General features: G+C 72.2%; 17 protein-coding genes. 8 read left to right on the plus strand and 9 right to left on the minus strand.

All coding sequences use genetic code 11. The features are described 5' to 3' along the window. The first annotated feature begins 50 nt into the window (after positions 1-50). Positions 51-1151: a DNA glycosylase AlkZ-like family protein gene (locus BMY07_RS05620; protein ID WP_092775357.1), complete on the plus strand. Its 1101-nt coding sequence runs from the start codon at positions 51-53 to the stop codon at positions 1149-1151. Then, a complete protein-coding gene (locus tag BMY07_RS05625) occupies positions 1148-1993 on the plus strand; it encodes a putative protein N(5)-glutamine methyltransferase (protein WP_092775358.1) in 846 nt (281 codons plus the stop codon). The genes BMY07_RS05620 and BMY07_RS05625 overlap by 4 nt, the downstream gene beginning before the upstream one ends. On the opposite strand, the gene BMY07_RS05630 is transcribed toward BMY07_RS05625, so the two are convergent. The 5 genes from BMY07_RS05630 to BMY07_RS05650 form a co-directional block, all read right to left on the minus strand. Then, on the minus strand, positions 1977-3179 hold the full coding sequence (locus tag BMY07_RS05630; protein WP_092775359.1) for an RNA polymerase sigma factor: 1203 nt from the start codon (positions 3177-3179) through the stop codon (positions 1977-1979). The two genes, BMY07_RS05625 and BMY07_RS05630, sit on opposite strands and share 17 nt — an antisense overlap. Next, positions 3176-3544: a YciI family protein gene (locus tag BMY07_RS05635; protein WP_092775467.1), complete on the minus strand. Its 369-nt coding sequence runs from the start codon at positions 3542-3544 to the stop codon at positions 3176-3178. The genes BMY07_RS05630 and BMY07_RS05635 overlap by 4 nt, the downstream gene beginning before the upstream one ends. A gap of 85 nt (positions 3545-3629) precedes the next feature. Beyond that, positions 3630-4229, minus strand: a complete 600-nt coding sequence (locus tag BMY07_RS05640; protein ID WP_092775360.1) for an NIPSNAP family protein — start codon at positions 4227-4229, stop codon at positions 3630-3632. A 40-nt stretch (positions 4230-4269) separates the two neighbouring features. Beyond that, complete coding sequence (locus BMY07_RS05645) at positions 4270-6183, minus strand: putative bifunctional diguanylate cyclase/phosphodiesterase (RefSeq protein WP_245782223.1); 1914 nt, start codon at positions 6181-6183, stop codon at positions 4270-4272. Between the two features lie 63 nt (positions 6184-6246). Next, positions 6247-6630 carry a hypothetical protein gene (locus BMY07_RS05650; RefSeq protein WP_092775361.1) on the minus strand — a complete coding sequence of 128 codons (384 nt, stop codon included), beginning with the start codon at positions 6628-6630 and terminating at the stop codon, positions 6247-6249. A gap of 67 nt (positions 6631-6697) precedes the next feature. Between BMY07_RS05650 and BMY07_RS05655 the strand changes: the two genes are divergently transcribed. The 5 genes from BMY07_RS05655 (at position 6698) to BMY07_RS05675 (ending at position 11228) form a co-directional block, all read left to right on the plus strand. Then, on the plus strand, positions 6698-7492 hold the full coding sequence (locus BMY07_RS05655; protein WP_245782224.1) for a glycerophosphodiester phosphodiesterase family protein: 795 nt from the start codon (positions 6698-6700) through the stop codon (positions 7490-7492). Between the two features lie 97 nt (positions 7493-7589). Beyond that, positions 7590-8297 (plus strand): class I SAM-dependent methyltransferase, encoded by a 708-nt coding sequence (locus BMY07_RS05660; protein WP_092775363.1) that lies wholly within the window; start codon positions 7590-7592, stop codon positions 8295-8297. Positions 8298-8411: 114 nt separating this feature from the next. Beyond that, positions 8412-9830: an MFS transporter gene (locus BMY07_RS05665; RefSeq protein WP_092775364.1), complete on the plus strand. Its 1419-nt coding sequence runs from the start codon at positions 8412-8414 to the stop codon at positions 9828-9830. Between the two features lie 25 nt (positions 9831-9855). Then, positions 9856-10644 carry a thymidine kinase gene (locus BMY07_RS05670; protein ID WP_092775365.1) on the plus strand — a complete coding sequence of 263 codons (789 nt, stop codon included), beginning with the start codon at positions 9856-9858 and terminating at the stop codon, positions 10642-10644. A 239-nt stretch (positions 10645-10883) separates the two neighbouring features. Beyond that, on the plus strand, positions 10884-11228 hold the full coding sequence (locus BMY07_RS05675; RefSeq protein WP_092775366.1) for an RNA polymerase-binding protein RbpA: 345 nt from the start codon (positions 10884-10886) through the stop codon (positions 11226-11228). A gap of 360 nt (positions 11229-11588) precedes the next feature. Here BMY07_RS05675 and BMY07_RS05680 read toward each other — a convergent pair whose 3' ends face one another. Together BMY07_RS05680 and lnt are read right to left on the minus strand one after the other, a co-directional pair. Further along, positions 11589-12356, minus strand: coding sequence for a polyprenol monophosphomannose synthase (locus tag BMY07_RS05680; RefSeq protein WP_092775367.1), 768 nt, complete (start codon positions 12354-12356; stop codon positions 11589-11591). Positions 12357-12372: 16 nt separating this feature from the next. After that, a complete protein-coding gene (gene lnt, locus BMY07_RS05685) occupies positions 12373-13941 on the minus strand; it encodes an apolipoprotein N-acyltransferase (RefSeq protein ID WP_092775368.1) in 1569 nt (522 codons plus the stop codon). A gap of 142 nt (positions 13942-14083) precedes the next feature. On the opposite strand from lnt, the gene BMY07_RS05690 reads away from it, so the two are divergent. Next, the gene (locus BMY07_RS05690; protein WP_092775469.1) at positions 14084-14977 is read left to right on the plus strand and encodes a cyclase family protein; all 894 of its coding nucleotides are present in this window, start codon (positions 14084-14086) and stop codon (positions 14975-14977) included. Here BMY07_RS05690 and BMY07_RS05695 read toward each other — a convergent pair. Both BMY07_RS05695 and BMY07_RS05700 read right to left on the minus strand, forming a co-directional pair. After that, the gene (locus tag BMY07_RS05695) at positions 14962-15363 is read right to left on the minus strand and encodes a hypothetical protein (RefSeq protein ID WP_092775369.1); all 402 of its coding nucleotides are present in this window, start codon (positions 15361-15363) and stop codon (positions 14962-14964) included. The genes BMY07_RS05690 and BMY07_RS05695 overlap by 16 nt on opposite strands. After that, on the minus strand, positions 15360-15896 hold the full coding sequence (locus BMY07_RS05700; RefSeq protein ID WP_245782225.1) for a PadR family transcriptional regulator: 537 nt from the start codon (positions 15894-15896) through the stop codon (positions 15360-15362). The genes BMY07_RS05695 and BMY07_RS05700 overlap by 4 nt, the downstream gene beginning before the upstream one ends. Positions 15897-16302 lie beyond the last annotated feature (406 nt).

Genomic DNA, 16302 nt, shown 5'->3' on the forward strand with positions numbered 1-16302 from the left:
GGATCCTCGGGGAGGCGCCCCGGCCACCGGGCTGAACTACCCTGCCTGGCATGGTTCACCGACTCTCCCAGCGCGACGCCCGCCGGGTCGCGGTGTCGGCGCAGCTGTTGACCCGGGACCGGCCGACCGACCTGCTCGACGTGGTGCGCGGGCTGACCCTGCTGCAGCTGGACCCGACGAACGCGGTCGCGCCCAGCGCCGACCTGGTGGCGTGGAGCAGGCTCGGGTCGGCCTACTCCCCCGCCGACCTGCGCGCGGCGCTGGACGCGGGCGAGGTGGTCGAGCTGCGGGCGTTCGTGCGCCCGGCGGCGGACATGGCCCTGTACCGGGCGGACATGGACCGGCGGGTGCGGGGTGAGGGCCTGAGCGAGTGGCAGGAGTACCGCAGGCGCTGGGTGCGGACAAACGACCGCTGCCGCCGGGAGATCCTGGGCAGGCTGAGCGCCGAGGGTCCGCTGCCGTCGCGGGAGTTCCCGGACACGTGCGTGCAGGCGTGGGGGTCGACGGGGTGGACGAACAACAAGAACGTCACCCAGATGCTGGAGCTCCTGGTGCAGCGCGGTGAGGTCGCCGTCGCGGGCCGCAAGGGCCGGGACCGGTTGTGGGACCTCGCTTCCCGCGTCTACCGCGACGACCCGGTCGTCCCGTCGCCGGAGGCCGAGCTCGAACGCGACCGCCGCCGCCTGCGCGCGCTGGGGTTGGCCCGGTCCAAGGGGCCGGAGTGCCCGGTGGAGCCCGCGGTGGTCGGCGAGGCCGGTGAACCCGCGGTGATCGACGGCGTCCGCGGCGAGTGGCGGGTGGACCCCGCGTTGCTCGACCGGCCGTTCACCGGCCGCACCGCGCTGCTGTCGCCGTTCGACCGGCTGGTGCACGACCGGGCCCGCGCCCTGGAGATCTTCGACTTCGACTACCAGTTGGAGATCTACAAGCCCGCCGCCAAGCGCCGCTGGGGCTACTACGCCCTGCCCATCCTGCACAACGACCGCCTGGTCGGGAAGCTCGACGCCACCGCCGACCGCAAGGCGGGCCTGCTGGTGGTCGACGCCATCCACCAGGACATCCCCTTCACCAAGACCCTGACGGCGGCGGTCACCCGGGAGATCACCGCCCTCGCCCACTGGCAGGGCCTGGAGCCGCACTACCCCTCATGACCACCAGGTGGGGCGGTAGGGTCCTGGGCCGGTCGTGGGTGGAAGGCCTTGTTGTGGTGGTCGATGGCTTGGTGGTCGATGACGTGGTGATCGATGGCGTGGTGGCCAGGTTGCGGGCCGCCGGGTGCGTGTTCGCGGAGGACGAGGCCCGGTTGTTGACCGAGGCGGCGGGGTCGGCCGGGGAGTTGGCGGACCTGGTGGCGGCCCGGGTCGACGGGGAGCCGTTGGAGCACCTGCTCGGGTGGGCCGAGTTCGCGGGCGCGCGGGTCGTGGTCGCGCCCGGGGTGTTCGTGCCGCGGCGGCGGACCGAGTTCCTGGCGGAGCAGGCGGCGGGGTTGGCCCGGGCCGGGTCGGTCGTGGTGGACCTGTGCTGCGGCTGCGGGGCGATCGGGGCCGCGATATCGGCGGCGGTCCCCGGGGTCGAGCTGCACGCCGCGGACATCGACCCGGTCGCCCTCGACTGTGCTCGTCAGAACCTGCCGCGTGCGCAGGTGCACGAGGGCAACATGTACGACGCCCTGCCGCCCCACCTGCGCGGCGGGATCGACGTCGTCGTCGCCAACGTGCCCTATGTGCCGACCGCCGAGATCGCCCACATGCCCCCCGAGGCCCGCCTGCACGAACCCCACACCGCCCTCAACGGCGGCTCGGACGGCCTCGACCTCCAACGGGCCTTGGCCGAGGGCGCCGCCGACTGGCTCCGCCCCAGCGGCCACCTCTTGGTCGAGACCAGCGACGAGCAGTCCGCCACCTCGGTGGCCCTCTTCGCCGCCGCTGGCTTCACCGCCACCGTCCTGACCTGCCCCGACCGCTACGCCACCATCGTCATCGGCTCCCGCTGAGCTGATCGGCGCGGCTCTCCAGGTAGCGGCGCTCGGGCAGGCTCAGGGTGCCCCGAGCGGCCGTCCGGAAGGCCTCGCGGGCTCCGTCGAGATCGCCCAGCAGCTCCAGCAGGTGCGCCCGGACAGCCGCCACCCGGTGATGCCCGCCGATCCGCTTGTCCCCCGCCAGCGAGTCCACCAACGCCAACCCCGCGGCCGGCCCCAACACCTCCGAGACGGCCACCGCGCGGTTGAGCGTCACGACCGGGTTCGGCGCGATGCGGTCGAGGATGTCGTAGAGCACCAGGATCTGCGCCCAGTCGGTGTGCCCGGACACCGAGTCGGCGTGGACGGCGGCGATGGCCGACTGGAGCTGGTACGGGCCGAGCGGGGCGCGCGACAGGGTGTCGGTCACCAGGGCGATGCCCTCGTCGATGAGGGCGCGGTCCCACAGCGCGCGGTCCTGCTCCGCCAGCGGGATCATCGCGCCGTCCGCGGTGGTCCTGGCGGCGCGGCGAGACTCGGTGAGCAGCATGAGCGCCAGCAGCCCGGTGACCTCGCCGTCGTCGGGGAGCAGGTGGTGGGCCAGGCGGGTGAGGCGGATGGCCTCGGTGGTCAGGTCGGCGCGGTTGAGGTCGGGACCGGAGCTGGCGGTGTGGCCCTCGGTGAAGATCAGGTACAGCACGTGCAGCACGACGGCGACTCGGGAGCTGTCAGCGCCGCGGGGGAAGCCCGCGCCGCGGAGGCGGGACTTGGCGCGGCTGATGCGCTGGGCCATGGTCGCCTCGGGCACCAGGAACGCGGCGGCGATCTGGGCCGTGGTGAGACCGCCGACCGCGCGCAGCGTCAGGGCTACCTGGGACGGCGCGCTGAGGTCCGGGTGGCAGCAGAGGAAGAACAGCTCCAGCGTGTCGTCGACGGCCACGGCCTCCGGCGCGACCAGCTCGGCCTGCGCGGCGACGACGTCCTCGCGGCGGCGGCGGGCGTTCTCGGCGCGCCAGTGGTCGGTGAGCTTGCGGCCCGCGGTGGTGACCAGCCAGCCGGTCGGGTTGTCCGGGACTCCCTCGCGCGGCCAGGTCGTCGCCGCGGCGAGCATGGCCTCCTGCACGGCGTCCTCGCAGGCGTCGAAGCGGCCGTGGTGGCGCACGAGGACCCCGAGGACCCGCGGCGCGCACTCGCGCAGCAGGTCCTCGACGGCCCCGCTCACATGTCCGACCCGGCGGAGAACATCACCGGCCGCACCTCGACCGCGAGGCCCTCGATGCGGCTGTCGGGGATCATCCGCGCCAGCTCGACCGCGCGCTCCTTGCTCTCGCAGTCGACCAGGTAGTAGCCGCCCATGTACTCCTTGGCCTCGACGAACGGCCCGTCGGTCACCACGGTCTCGCCGCCGCGGGTGGTCACCGTGACGCTGGTGCCGGGGTCGCCGAGCGCGTGGGTGCTGATCATCTCCCCGGACTCCTGGATGGTCTTGAGGAACGCCTGGTGGCCGGTCATCACGACCTCGCGCTCCTGCTCGGTCAGCGCGTCCAGGATGGCGTTGTTGATCTGCATCAGCAGCAGGTACTTCACTGTGGACTCCGGTGGGTTCCGCGCGGCGCCGTCGGCCGCTTGCGCCCCCATGACGAAGCCGCCGCCGAGTTCTCTACATCCTCATTCACCGAAGCCTGGAAGTCGCGGTGGGCTCCAGGAACAGGTGCTCGGGCTCCTGGACCGCGCGCCGCGCCCAGGCCTCGGGCGTCGGCGGGATGGCGGTGTCCAGGGAGAGGGTGACGAGCACGTGCTCACCCTCGCGGACCGGCAGCGCCGGGAACTCGTTCGGCCCGGGGTGGGTGGCCAGCACCAGCGGGTCGACGCCCTCGCCAGCCAGGTCGTCCGCCGGACCGTCGAAGTAGTGGATGCTGATCCGCACCGGACCCGCCTCGTCGCGGGGCTCCGGGAAGGACCCGCGCACCGGCCGCAGCAGCAGCACGTCCCGGAAGTCCACCATGGTCGCGTTGGCCGCGGCGCTGTGCTCGGCCCACACCGGTCCCGAGTAGAACGCGGTCAGCGACGGCCCGCGCCCGGCCAGGTCCGGGAAGCCGCGCAGCCAGATGAACCGGTCCGGCTCGGACGGCCGGCGGAAGGTGCCCAGGATCGGCATCCCGACCGCGGCCTGCGAGTCGACGAACTCGCGCTCGAACAGCTCGACCAACTCGTCGCGCCGCCCCGGGTGCAGCGTGTACCGGCGCAGCTCGACGATCCCCAGCGCTGACATGTGCCGTCCTCCCCCTGTGGCCCGGTTGCCGGGGGCAAGGTTACGGGCGGTCCCTGGTCTGGGCGGCGAGGGTCGAGTCGGTCATCAGCGTCGGCCTGCGCATCCACGCCCCGTGCGGGCGGGCGAGCAGCGCGTCGAGCGGCTCGGGCTCGCCGAGGTGGAAGCCCTGGGCGACCCGGACCCCCAGCCGCGAGAGCGCCTCGACCTGGGTGGCGCGCTCCACCCACTCGGCGACCACGGACAGCCCGAGGCCGCGGGCGATGTCGACGATGCCCTGCACCAGGACGGTGTCGCGGCTGCCGTAGTCGATGCCGTGGATGAACTCGCCGTCGATCTTCAGGCCGGTGATGGGCAGCTGCTTGAGGTGCACGAACGAGCCGAAGCCGGAGCCGAAGTCGTCCAGGGTGATCCGGCAGCCGCTGGCCCGCAGCTGCTGGGCGAGGCTGCGCGCGGCGTCGAGGTTGGTCACCGCGGCGGTCTCGGTGATCTCGAAGCCGAGCCTGCCGGGGGCAACGCCCGCCGCTGTCAGCCGGTCGAGCACGAACCCGCCGAAGCCCTCGTCCTCCAGCGTGCGGCCGGAGACGTTGACGTTGAACCGCAGCCCCGGGTACGGGTGCTCGACCAGCGCCTCGATGGCCTTGTCGGCCACCCACCGGTCGATCTCGAAGACCAGGTCGCTGCGCTCGGCGGCGAGCAGGAACTCCCCCGGGCCCAGCCGGGGCTCGCGGCCGTCCTCCAGCCGCAGCAGCAGCTCGTGGCCGATCACCCGGCCGCTGCCCAGCTTCACCATCGGCATCGCGTTGAGCACGAACCCGCCGTGCTTGAGCGCCGCGCGGACCCGCTCGATGACGGTGACCCGCAGCGCGGTGTCCTTGTAGTGGCCCTGCTCGTACACGGTGACCCGGTTGCGGCCCGCCGCCTTCGACGCGTAGAGCGCCATGTCGGCGTTGGCCAGCACCTCCTGCCAGCCCACGCCGGAGTCGAACGTCGCGATGCCGACGCTGACGGTGATCCGGCTGGCCCCGGCGACCCCGCTCATCGGGATCGCGGCGATGGCGTTGCGCAGCCGGTCGGCGACCGCCACGGCCTCGCGCTCGTCGGTGTCGGCCAGCACGGCGGCGAACTCGTCGCCGGAGAGCCTGCCCAGCACCTGACCCCGCACTCCGCCGAGGCGGTCGCGTAAGAGTGAGGCGAGGGTGCACATGACCCGGTCGCCGGTGGGGTGGCCGTGCAGGTCGTTGATGTCCTTGAAGTGGTCGAGGTCGAGCAAGAGGAACGCCCCGCGCGCGCCCAGCGCCAGTTGGCGTTCCAGTTCCCTGGTCAGCGCGCGCCGGTTGGGCAGCCCGGTCAGCGGGTCCTCGTCGACCATGCGCAGCAGCTCGTCCTGGTGCCCGGCCAGGCCCGCGGCGTCGAGTTCGCGGGCACGCCAGCGGGACACGTCGGACACCCGGTAGAGCAACCTGCCCTGGCGGGCCTGGGTGCAGCGGATCTCCAGCCAGCGGTGCCCGGCGCCCTCGGGCAGCGGGATGGACACGACCACGTCGGTGCCGCGCGGGCCGTCCGGGGCGCCCGCGAGCAACGCGGTCAGCGCCCGGCCGATGCTCTGCCGCGCGGTCAGGCCGAGCAGCGCGGACATCGCGGGGTTCAGCCAGCTGATGTGGCCGCGGTGGTCGGTCAGCGCGAAGGCGGTGTCGGTGGTCGCCAGGACCGCGGCGATGTCGGCGCCGACCAGGTCGTCCGGGGCCTCGTCCTGCGCCTCGTCCCGAGCTCCGCCCGGGGTGGTGCCGTTGGGCGCGGTGCCGTTCGCGGGGCCCGGCTCGGTGTCCGAGTTGTCCGGGACGCGGTCGGCACTGTCGGCGACGCTGCCGGTACTCTCGGCGAGAGCCGACCCCGGGTCCGCGACCACGACCTCGGTCACTGACTGGTGAACGCTGTCACACTCGGTGTCACTCATCACCCCAACCCCTCACCCGTTCTCGTGGGGACACGAGCACGAAGCGTAGTGGACCGGTGATGTTCAGCGCAGGCGCTCAAGGCCTTTCGCGCCCTCGCGCACCCGCTCGGCGAGTTCACCCAGCTCAGCGGGGGTGGCCCCGTCCTCGGCGGCGGTGAGCACGTCCTCGGCGGCGCAGCGCAGCTGGAAGAGCCGATCCTGCAGGTCGGCGAACTCGGCGGTGGACAGGACCACCGCGTCCTCCGGCAACCCGCCGCGCTGGACCGCGGTGCGCCGCTCGTAGGCCCGCTGCCTGCACGCTTGGGCGCAGTACCGGCGACGGCGGCCGGTGCCGGTCTCGTCCGGCAGTTGCGCCCCGCACCACCCACACGGGTTAGCCCGACCGGGTCGGCGCCTGCCGTGGCCGAAGGGGTCTGCCGCCGCGGCCTGGGTTGTGGTCGAGGACATGGCCGGTGACGCTATCCGGACACCCGGAGTGCACCGCCGCGCCACGCCGCTGGGGCACACTCGAGGGGTGAGCCCCACGTCACCGCCCCGCCACGGCTTCCTCGAAGGCCCTTACCCGCGCGCGTTCGTCCACCGTGGCTGGCACTACGGCGACCTCGCGGGCATGGAGAACTCGCTCACCGCGTTCCGCCGCGCCGCCGCGGAGGGCTTCACCTACCTGGAGACCGACGTCCACGCCACCAGCGACGGCGTCGTCGTCGTGCACCACGACAGCACCCTGGACCGCACCACCGACGCGACGGGCCCGGTGGCGGCCAGGCCGTGGCGGGAGGTGTCCCAGGCGAAGATCAACGGCGTCGAGCCGGTCAGCACGCTGGCCGACCTGCTGGAGGAGCTGCCTGCCGCGCGGATCAACATCGACGTGAAGGCCGAGTCGGCGATCGCCCCGGTGCTGGAGCTGCTGCGCCGCACGGGCGCGGCCGACCGGGTGTGCCTGGCGTCGTTCTCCGAGGGGCGGCTGGCCCGGATCCGCAAGCTGGCCGGTCCCGGGGTGCTGACCTCGATGGGCATGCGCGCGATGGTCGGCTTCTGGGCGGCCAGGCGGTTGCCGTCGGCGCTGCTGAGGCCGGGACCGCGCCCGCTGGTGGCCCAGGTGCCCGTCCGCCACGGCCCGCTGCGCGTGGTCGACGCCGCCCTGATCGCCGCGGCGAAGCGGCGGGCGGCCGAGGTCCACGTCTGGACCATCGACGACCCGGCCGAGATGCGCACCCTCCTGGACCTGGGCGTCGACGGCCTGATGACGGACAAACCCGGCGTCCTCAAGGACGTGCTCGTCGAACGCGACCTCTGGCAGCACGCCTGAGCACACGCGCCCCGGGGGCGGCGAAGGTCACGACGGCGCGGGCGGGAATCGGCGCCGGGTGCTCCCGAAACGGCCCGGGACCGGGCATCCTTGCCGGGTGAGCACCCCACCCGCGACGGACACCGGTACGACGACCTCGACGGCGGCGGGCGAGTCGGTGGATCTCGTGACGGCGGTGGTGGCCGCGCTCGGCCCGGTGGGGTCCGGGGTGACCGTGCTGGTGGGCGAGGACCGGGAGGTCCTGTCCGCGTTGCGCGCCCGCGGGCCGGTCGTCGCGGTCGGGTCCGCGGTGCGGGCGGCGACCGACGCGTTGCCGTTGGTCGACGACGCGGCCGAGGCGCTGGTGGCGGTGCACGCGCTGCGGGAGGTCGAGGACCTCGACGCCGCGATCGCCGGGTTCGCGCGGGTCGTGGGCGACGGCGGCCGGGTGGTGATCGCGGCGAACGCGCTGGCGCACCGCCGGGAGCTGCGCGGGGTGTGGGCGACGGCGGCCCGGGACTGCGGCGTGGTCGACCCGCCGCCGCTGCTGGACATCGACGAGCGGTTCCCGCTCGACCACGCGCGGGCCTGGATGCAGCGCCACCTCGCCGACGTCACCGTCACCCCCGTGCGCGGCGCCACGACACTCGACACCGCCCAGGTCCTCGCGCTGCTGCGGGCGGAGCGCCCGGACACCGCCGGGGTCACCTGGGACCTGTTGGCGTCGGTGGCGGAGAGCCGGGTCCGGGACGTGGTCGCCGAGCACGGCGGCTTCACGCTGTCCACGTTGACCGGCATCGCGACCGGCGTCGTCCGGGGGGCGTGACCCCGCCACGTGTCTGTTTGGACTCGACCGATCCGCAGGCCAGGTAAGGCAAGTACGCTGCCGCCTGCGTGATCGGCGTTACCCCTGACGGCAGTTCCCCGCACGGAGGCGGTCTTGAGCACGGTGGACGACAGCCAGACAGCCGAGGCCAGGAAGCGGGAGCAACGGGGGTGGTGTTGGTACGACTGGGCGAACTCCGTGTTCCCCACGTCGGTCACGACCGTCTTCGGTTCGCTCTACCTCACCGAGGTAGCCGCATCGGCCGCGATGGCCGACAAGACGCTCAACGGCCCCAACCCCTGCCCGGCTGACGGCGCGGGCAACACCGACAAGCTGCAGAACTGCGACATCAGCCTGTTCGGCCTGGACTTCCCCGCGGGCTCGCTCTGGGGCTACCTGCTCTCGATCGCGACCGTGATCCAGGTGCTGGTGGTGCCGCTGATGGGCGCGATCGCGGACCGCTCGACGAACAAGAAGCCGATGCTGGCCGCGTTCGCGTTCGGCGGTTCGCTGGCCACGGTGGCGATGGCGCTGGTCAGCGGCACGAACTGGGAGCTGGGGGTGGTGCTGTTCATCCTCGGCAACATCGGCTACGGCACCTCGGTGGTCGTGTACTACTCGTACCTGACCGAGATCAGCACGGCCGACGAGCGCGACGGGCTCTCCGCGCGCGGCTGGGCGTTCGGGTACCTGGGCGGTGGCTGCGCGCTGGCCATCCAGCTGGTGATCTACCTGTTCCGCGACAGCATCGGCATCACCTCGGGCAACGCCGCGCAGATCGCGTTCGTGCTCTCCGGCATCTGGTGGGCGCTGTTCACCATCATCCCGCTCAAGCGGCTGCGCGGGCACCACGACCGGCCGCCCGGCGAGGCCGCGCGAGGCTCCGTGCTGACCGCGGGCTTCCGCGAGCTGCGCACGACGCTGCGCGAGGCGAAGGCGTACCCGCTGACGCTGGCGTTCCTGGGCACGTACCTGATCTACACCGACGGCATCGCCACCGTCGCCAACGTCTCCGCCCAGTACGGCCGCGAGGAGCTCAAGTTCGAGGCGGACGTGCTGATCACCACGATCCTCATCGTGCAGTTCGTGGCGTTCTTCGGCGGCGTGCTGCACGGGCTGGTGGCGCGCAGGCTCGGCGCCAAGAAGACGATCATGGGCAGCCTGGCGGTGTGGGTCGTGGTGATCGGCGCCGCCTACTTCGTGCAGGCAGGCCAGGCGACCCAGTTCTACCTGCTGGCAGGCGGCATCGGGCTGGTGCTCGGCGGCACGAACGCGCTGTCGCGGTCGCTGTTCAGCCAGCTGGTGCCCGCGGGCAAGGAGGCCCAGTACTTCTCGGTGTACGAGATGGGCGAGCGGGCCACCTCGTGGCTGGGCCCGCTGCTGTTCGCGGTGATGGCGAGCAGCACCGGCTCCTACCGCTACGCGATCATCTCGCTGGTGGTCTTCTTCGCCGTCGGCCTGGTGCTCATGTCCTTCGTGCCGGTCCGCAGAGCCATCCGGGCGGCGGGCAACCCGGAGCCCGCCCTGCTGTGAGGCCGGTGCTCTAGGGTTGCCGCCCGTGCAGCCCGACTCCACTGATCCCCAGTCCGACCCGACCGACGCCCTGTCCGCGGTGCCCGCCGCGGGGGCCCGGCGGGCCACCCCGGTCACCGGGCACCTGCGCTTCTACTACGGGCCGATGGACTGCGGGAAGTCCACCCTCGCCCTGCAGGTCGACCACAACCACGCCAGGCAGGGCCGGGTGGGGGTGCTGCTGGTCAGGATGGACCGCTCCGGCAGGCCGCAGATCAGCAGCCGGATCGGCATCACCCGGCCCGCGGTGGAGGTGTCGGCGGCGGCGGACCTGCGCGGGCTGGTGCGGGCGCGGTGGGCGGCCGGGCAGCGGGTGGACTACCTGATCGTGGACGAGGCCCAGTTCCTCACCCCGGCGCAGGTCGACCAGCTGGCCGAGCTCGCCGACGACTACCAGGTGGACGTGTACTGCTTCGGCATCGCCACCGACTTCCAGGGCAGGCTGTTCCCGGGGGCGTCGCGGCTGGTGGAGCTGGCCGACGAGCTGCGGCCGGTGCAGGTGGACGTGCTGTGCTGGTGCGGGCTGCCCGCCAGGTTCAACGCGCGGGTGGTGGCGGGGCAGGTGGTGCGGGAGGGGGACACGGTACTGGTGGCGGACACTGCGGACACGGCCGACACGGAGACAGGCCAGTCGACGACGGAGGGTGACGAAATCGTCAGTGGCTCGGGAACCGTAGGGGCTACGGTCCGTTATCAGGTGCTCTGCAGGCGCCACTTCCGCCTCGGGGACCTCGGGACCACCTCCGGTGTGCAAGGGCAACTCGCGTTCGCCTGATCCGGCCCGGTGTGGATAGCATCCCCCGAGTGGGTGAGATGTCGACGTCGTTCTCGCGTTCGCGCGTCACAATCCCGAAGACGTGGCATCTCTTAGGAGGATGCTGTTGTTGACGGGTGAAGCATGTCACCCTGAGCGATGGCGGCGGGCGGAACGGGAATCCTTTTCTCGGTTCACTCGTTGCTCTGGGTAAGCAACACCCTGGCCCGTCCCGGCGGGCCCAGTGAAAGGACACCGCTATGGCCGACCGTGTTCTCCGTGGTAGCAGGCTAGGTGCGGTCAGCTACGAGACTGACCGCAACCACGACCTGGCCCCCCGCCGTACGGTCCGGTACGCGTGCCCGAAGGGCCACGACTTCGAGGTGCCGTTCAGCGACGACGCCGAGGTCCCCTCGGTCTGGGAGTGCCGCCTGCACGGCGCCGAGTCCAAGATGATCGACGGGTCGGACCCCGAGCCGAAGAAGGTCAAGCCCCCGCGCACCCACTGGGACATGCTCCTGGAGCGGCGCACGATCGCCGAGCTCGAGGACCTGCTCACCGAGCGCCTCACCGAGCTCCGCGGCCGCCGCAGCCGCAGCGCCTGACCGACCTCCCCCACAGACGGCCGCCCGGTACCCCCCACCGGGCGGCCGTCCCCTATCCCTGGACGGGCACCACCGGCCACGGGTGCGCACGACGTCGTCCACAACGACCGGCCCATCCACAGGCACGCGCACTCCCGGCCGCCGATGTCGGCCCGTAGTGGAAGGCTGTGTATCTGGGGCTGCTCTGCGCGACGCGGCGGACACACCGCGCGACACACCCCGTTTCCGCAGGTCAACGCCCTGGTCGGCGCGCACCGAACACAGCCCACCCCGGCGCGAGCGCCTCCACAAGGCGCGGCGTCATCAGGGCAGGGCTGTGACGCACCCCGAGTCGGGGCGCGTGCCGGTGGGGACCGTGGACTAGCCCTTGCGGACGAACAGGGACTTGAGCTGCGACCCGCGGCGGCGCAGGCCCCACTTCGTGACGCGGATGTAGGCCTCGCGGACGATGTTGCCGCTCATCTTGGACTCGCCGCGCTCGCGCTCGGCGAAGGTGATGGGGACCTCGACGACGGTGAAGCCCGCCTCGATGGTGCGCCAGGCCAGGTCGATCTGGAAGCAGTAGCCCTGGGAGGCGACGGTGTGCAGCTTGAGCTTCTCCAGGACCTCGCGGCGGAACGCGCGGAACCCGCCGGTGATGTCCTTGGGCTTGGCGCCCAGGGCGAGGCGGGCGTAGAGGTTGCCGCCCTTGGAGAGGAACTCGCGGTGCCACGGCCAGTTGACGACCTTGCCGCCGGGGACGTAGCGCGAGCCGAGCACCAGGTCGGCGTCGGGCAGCGCGGCCAGCAGGCGCGGCAGGTCCTCCGGGGCGTGCGAGCCGTCGGCGTCCATCTCGACGATGACGGCGTAGTCGCGCTCCAGCGCCCAGCCGAAGCCCGCGATGTAGGCGGCGCCGAGGCCCGCCTTCTCGGTGCGGTGCAGCACGTGGACGCGGCTGTCGGCGGCGGAGAGCTCGTCGGCGAGGTCACCGGTGCCGTCCGGGCTGCCGTCGTCGACCACCAGCACGTGGGCGTCGGGCAGCACCGCGTGCAGGCGGCGCACGATCGGCTCCAGGTTCTCCCGCTCGTTGTAGGTCGGGATCACCACCAGCACCGGTTGCAGCTGCCCTTGGCCCTGCGGCTGATCCATGCGTTTCCTCTCCCCGTCACTTCACCTGGTCGCGTCTGGCCCGCGCCACGGCCACGACCAGCGCGGCGAGCGCGATGGCGACCATGACCCGTTCGGGCCAGGCACCCAATCGGTCCGCAATGGTAGTGGCCGTCCGCAGCGGCACGCGCTCGACCAGCGCGGCAGGGGTGAACAGGTCGGTGCTCTTGCTCACCGAGCCGTCCGGCCGCACGATCGCCGACACCCCGCTGGTGGCCGCGACGACCACCGCGCGGCCGTGCTCCACGGCGCGGACCCGGTCCATCGCCAGCTGCTGGTAGGTCATCTCGCTGCGGCCGAACGTGGCGTTGTTGGTCGGTACCGCGAGCAGGTTCGAGCCGTTGCGCACCGAGTCGCGCACGACGCCGTCGAAGGCCACCTCGTAGCAGGTGACCAGGGCGACCCTGGCGTCGTCCATGGCGAACACGGTGGCCTTGTCGCCGGGCACGAAGTTGCCCGCGCGGTCGACGGCGCTGCTGAAGAGCCGGAAGAACGAGCGCATCGGCATGGTCTCGCCGAAGGGCTGCAACTGGCGCTTGGTGTAGGTGTCGACGGGGCCGCGCTGGGGGTCCCAGAGGATCACCGTGTTGCGCGGGAGCTTGTCGTCGCCGATGACCACGGCGCCCAGCGCGATGGGCACGCCGATGTCCTTGGCCGCCTTGTCGATGAGCTGGTAGGCGTCGCGGTTGCGCAGCGGGTCGATGTCGGAGGCGTTCTCCGGCCAGATGACCAGGTCGGGCTGGGCGGCGGCACCGGAGCGGACGTCGGCCGCGAGCTGCTCGGTGCGCCGGACGTGGTTGTCGAGCACGGCGCGGCGCTGGGCGTTGAAGTCGAGGCCCGCGCGCGGCACGTTGCCCTGGACGGCGGCGACGGTCACCTCGCCCGCGTCGGCGTCGGTGCCGACCAGCGGGCCGGTGGCGACCGCGGCGGCCAGCGGGATGATCACGGCGAGTGCGGGCACGGCGAGCAGCCGGGGCGCGGTCTCGCGGGCGGCGGCGCGGCGGGCCAGGTCACCGAGTCCGAGACCGGCGAGGGCGACGGCGAAGGCGACCAGCGGGGTCCCGCCCAACGCGGCGAGGTGCAGGAAGGGGCCTTCCGGCTGGCTGAACGCGATCTTGGCCCACGGGAACCCGCCGAACGGGAACAGCGACCGCAGGTACTCCCCCGCGACCCAGACGAGCGCCGCGAGGACGAGGCCGCCGCGTAACCGCGTGACCAGTGGGATCGCCATGCACGGCACGCCGACCAGCAGCGCCTCCAAGGCGCTGAGCGGCAGCCACGCGACGGCGCCGACGAAGATCCCGGTCCAGGCCAGCAGCGGCGTCATGAGGCCCATCCCGAACAGGAAGCCGTAGCCCAGGGCTGCCCGCGGGCGGCGCCCGTGCAGCAGCCACCCGAGCACGGCGAACCCGACCGGGGCCAGCCACCACAGGGTGCGCGGCGGGAAGCTGAGGTACACCAGCGCGCCCGCGCCGAGGGCGGCGAGCGCGCGCGCCGCGACCCAGGCTCTCGGCCGGGCGGCGGAGCCGGTGACCTCTGGCTCGGGTGAGATGGCGGGGGCGACCACGCGGTCAGCGTACGGGCACCCACCTGAGGCCTTGGTGAGGGGACACCGCGCAGGTCAGGGGTAAGACTCAACGTCTAGTCGAGGGTTAGGGTCCGGGATAACCCAGTCTCAAGTAGAGGGTGAGGGCGCTACGGTCTTGACCGTGACAGAGCAATGGCGCGTCGAGTTCGACGCCGAGGTGACTTTCCGCAATGGCGGCTCGCTGAGCGTGCAAGGGTTCCGGCTGGACTCCCCCGGTCCCGAGCTGTCCGACGCCGAGACCGGCGAGTCGCTGGTGCGCCACCTCGGGCTGCTGATGGTCGGCGAGGTGGCGGTCGCGAACCGGCGGATGATCGCCGAACCGCACAAGGGCTCCCGCGGCGTCGAGGTGGCCCGCCCGGCCGCGCGGCTGGTCGACCTGAGCCACCCGATCCGCGAGGGCATGATCACCTATCCTGGGGTGCCGGGTCCGGAGATCAGCGACCACCTCAGCCGCGAGGCGTCCCGGTCGGTCTACGGGCCGGGGACCGAGTTCAACATCGGCCGGATCACGCTGGTCGCGAACACCGGCACCTACGTGGACAGCCCGTTCCACCGCTACCAGAACGGCACCGACCTCGCGGGGCTGCCACTGGAGCGGTTGGCCGACTTGGACGCGGTCGTGGTCCGGGTCGCCGGGGACGGTCGGCGCGCGGTCGACAGGGCGGCCCTGCTGCCGTTCGACGTGACGGGCAAGGCCGTGCTGGTCCACACCGGCTTCGACGCCAACTGGGGCACCGACGCGTACTTCCGCGACCACCCGCACCTGACCGCCGACGCCGCCGACTGGCTGGTCTCGCAGGGCGCCGCGCTGGTCGGCATCGACAGCCTCAACATCGACGCCACCGACGGCCCGCACCGGCCGGTGCACACCACCCTGCTGGCCGCGGGCATCCCGGTCGTCGAACACCTGCGCGGCCTGGAGCAACTGCCCGCCTCCGGGTTCCGCTTCCACGCGGTCCCGCCGCCGGTGGTCGACTTCGGCACATTCCCGGTCCGCGCCTACGCCGTCCTCTGACCCACCGGACTCGTCGCCACCCGGATGCTCAGCACCAGGTGCACCAGGATGAACGGCGCCCAGCCATAGCGCTCCCACGGGCTACTGGACGCCGCATTCATCAGGGCGCCCGCGGCCAGCAGAGCTACGACCACCCAGCTGCCCTTACGCGCGACCTGCTCGGGCAGCTGGGTGATCAGCCCCCCACGGCGCAGCAGCACCAACGCCGCGAACGCCCACAGAACCACGGCGACACCACTGGCCACCCGAAGGCCGGTGGACAGTTCGGCAGCCGTGCCACCCCAGGCAGCCCGACCGAGCGGCGCACCAGCGGCCAAGGCGAACTGAAACGCCGACACCACCCCACACAGCGCGGCAGCGGCGACGGTGGATCTCTTGCGGATCATTGCTCTCCTCCGGGCAGATCAGTCTCGGTTGGGGTGGTCACGGGTTCGGGTAGGGCGGCGAGGGATTCCTCGGCCCAGGTCAGGGCGGCTCGGGCGGTGTGCTCGCCAGCGGAGATGGTGATCAGCGAGTACGGGGTGTCCGGCCCGCCCTCCGCGGCGACGGTGGCCTTCAGCGCGGCGAAACCGGCCAGCTGCTGCTCGGCATCGGCCTTGGCCTCCAGCAGCAGCTCCCGGCACGCGTCCGGCCCGAGCTGCCGACCGAAGAACAACCGCAACATCAACCCGTTGCGCGGCGGCACCCGCTGCACCGGCTCGGCCAACAACTCCCGCAACCTCACCCGCCCCGCCCCGGTCAACTCATACGGCGCCGCCCGGTCCTCCCGCCGCACAAGCCCCCGCCCCTCCAACGCGGCCAGGGTCGGGTAGATCTGCCCGAAGCTCTCGCTCCAGAAGTGCCCCAGCACATCCCTGATCGCCTCCCGCACCGCATACCCCGTCATCGGCGCCACGCTCAACGCCCCCAACACCGCCACCTCCGTCTGACTCCTCCGCGCCACAGCCACCCTCTCTGTCAGATATATCTAACAGATACCACCTCTCTGCCGCGCCGTCCACCGCCTCGACCTCGGCGTCCCGATTGCCGTCCGCCGCCCCACCCGGCGACATTTACCGGACCGAGTTCCGATTCCCATCAAAATAGTCAATAAATAAGAAATCAATGCAGGTCCACCTCTCTCCTGGCAGCGCGGCTCGATGTCCACAACAGACGGATGGGGCGCGCCCGCCTGGGCCGGACTTGAGCGATACACCTCCTGGTTGGAGCAACCCAGGACACGGTTGGTGACCGGATCGGTCCAGGTCCGACGGCAGATCGGATCGAGCACCCGACAACAGCGCGGCTGTGTCAACCTTTTGCCTCTTGCCGCATACCCGCCGGCG

The sequence above is a fragment of the Actinokineospora terrae genome (assembly GCF_900111175.1).
In the GTDB taxonomy this organism is placed as follows: domain Bacteria; phylum Actinomycetota; class Actinomycetes; order Mycobacteriales; family Pseudonocardiaceae; genus Actinokineospora; species Actinokineospora terrae.

What these genes read in the sequence shown, in the direction of transcription:
- BMY07_RS05620 (WP_092775357.1), top strand. Translation starts at nt 51, where the DNA reads ATGGTTCACCGACTCTCCCAGCGCGACGCCCGCCGGGTCGCGGTGTCG.
- BMY07_RS05625 (WP_092775358.1), top strand. Translation starts at nt 1,148, where the DNA reads ATGACCACCAGGTGGGGCGGTAGGGTCCTGGGCCGGTCGTGGGTGGAA.
- BMY07_RS05640 (WP_092775360.1), bottom strand. Translation starts at nt 4,229, where the DNA reads ATGTCAGCGCTGGGGATCGTCGAGCTGCGCCGGTACACGCTGCACCCG.
- BMY07_RS05645 (WP_245782223.1), bottom strand. Translation starts at nt 6,183, where the DNA reads ATGAGTGACACCGAGTGTGACAGCGTTCACCAGTCAGTGACCGAGGTC.
- BMY07_RS05650 (WP_092775361.1), bottom strand. Translation starts at nt 6,630, where the DNA reads ATGTCCTCGACCACAACCCAGGCCGCGGCGGCAGACCCCTTCGGCCAC.
- BMY07_RS05675 (WP_092775366.1), top strand. Translation starts at nt 10,884, where the DNA reads ATGGCCGACCGTGTTCTCCGTGGTAGCAGGCTAGGTGCGGTCAGCTAC.
- BMY07_RS05680 (WP_092775367.1), bottom strand. Translation starts at nt 12,356, where the DNA reads ATGGATCAGCCGCAGGGCCAAGGGCAGCTGCAACCGGTGCTGGTGGTG.
- BMY07_RS05695 (WP_092775369.1), bottom strand. Translation starts at nt 15,363, where the DNA reads ATGATCCGCAAGAGATCCACCGTCGCCGCTGCCGCGCTGTGTGGGGTG.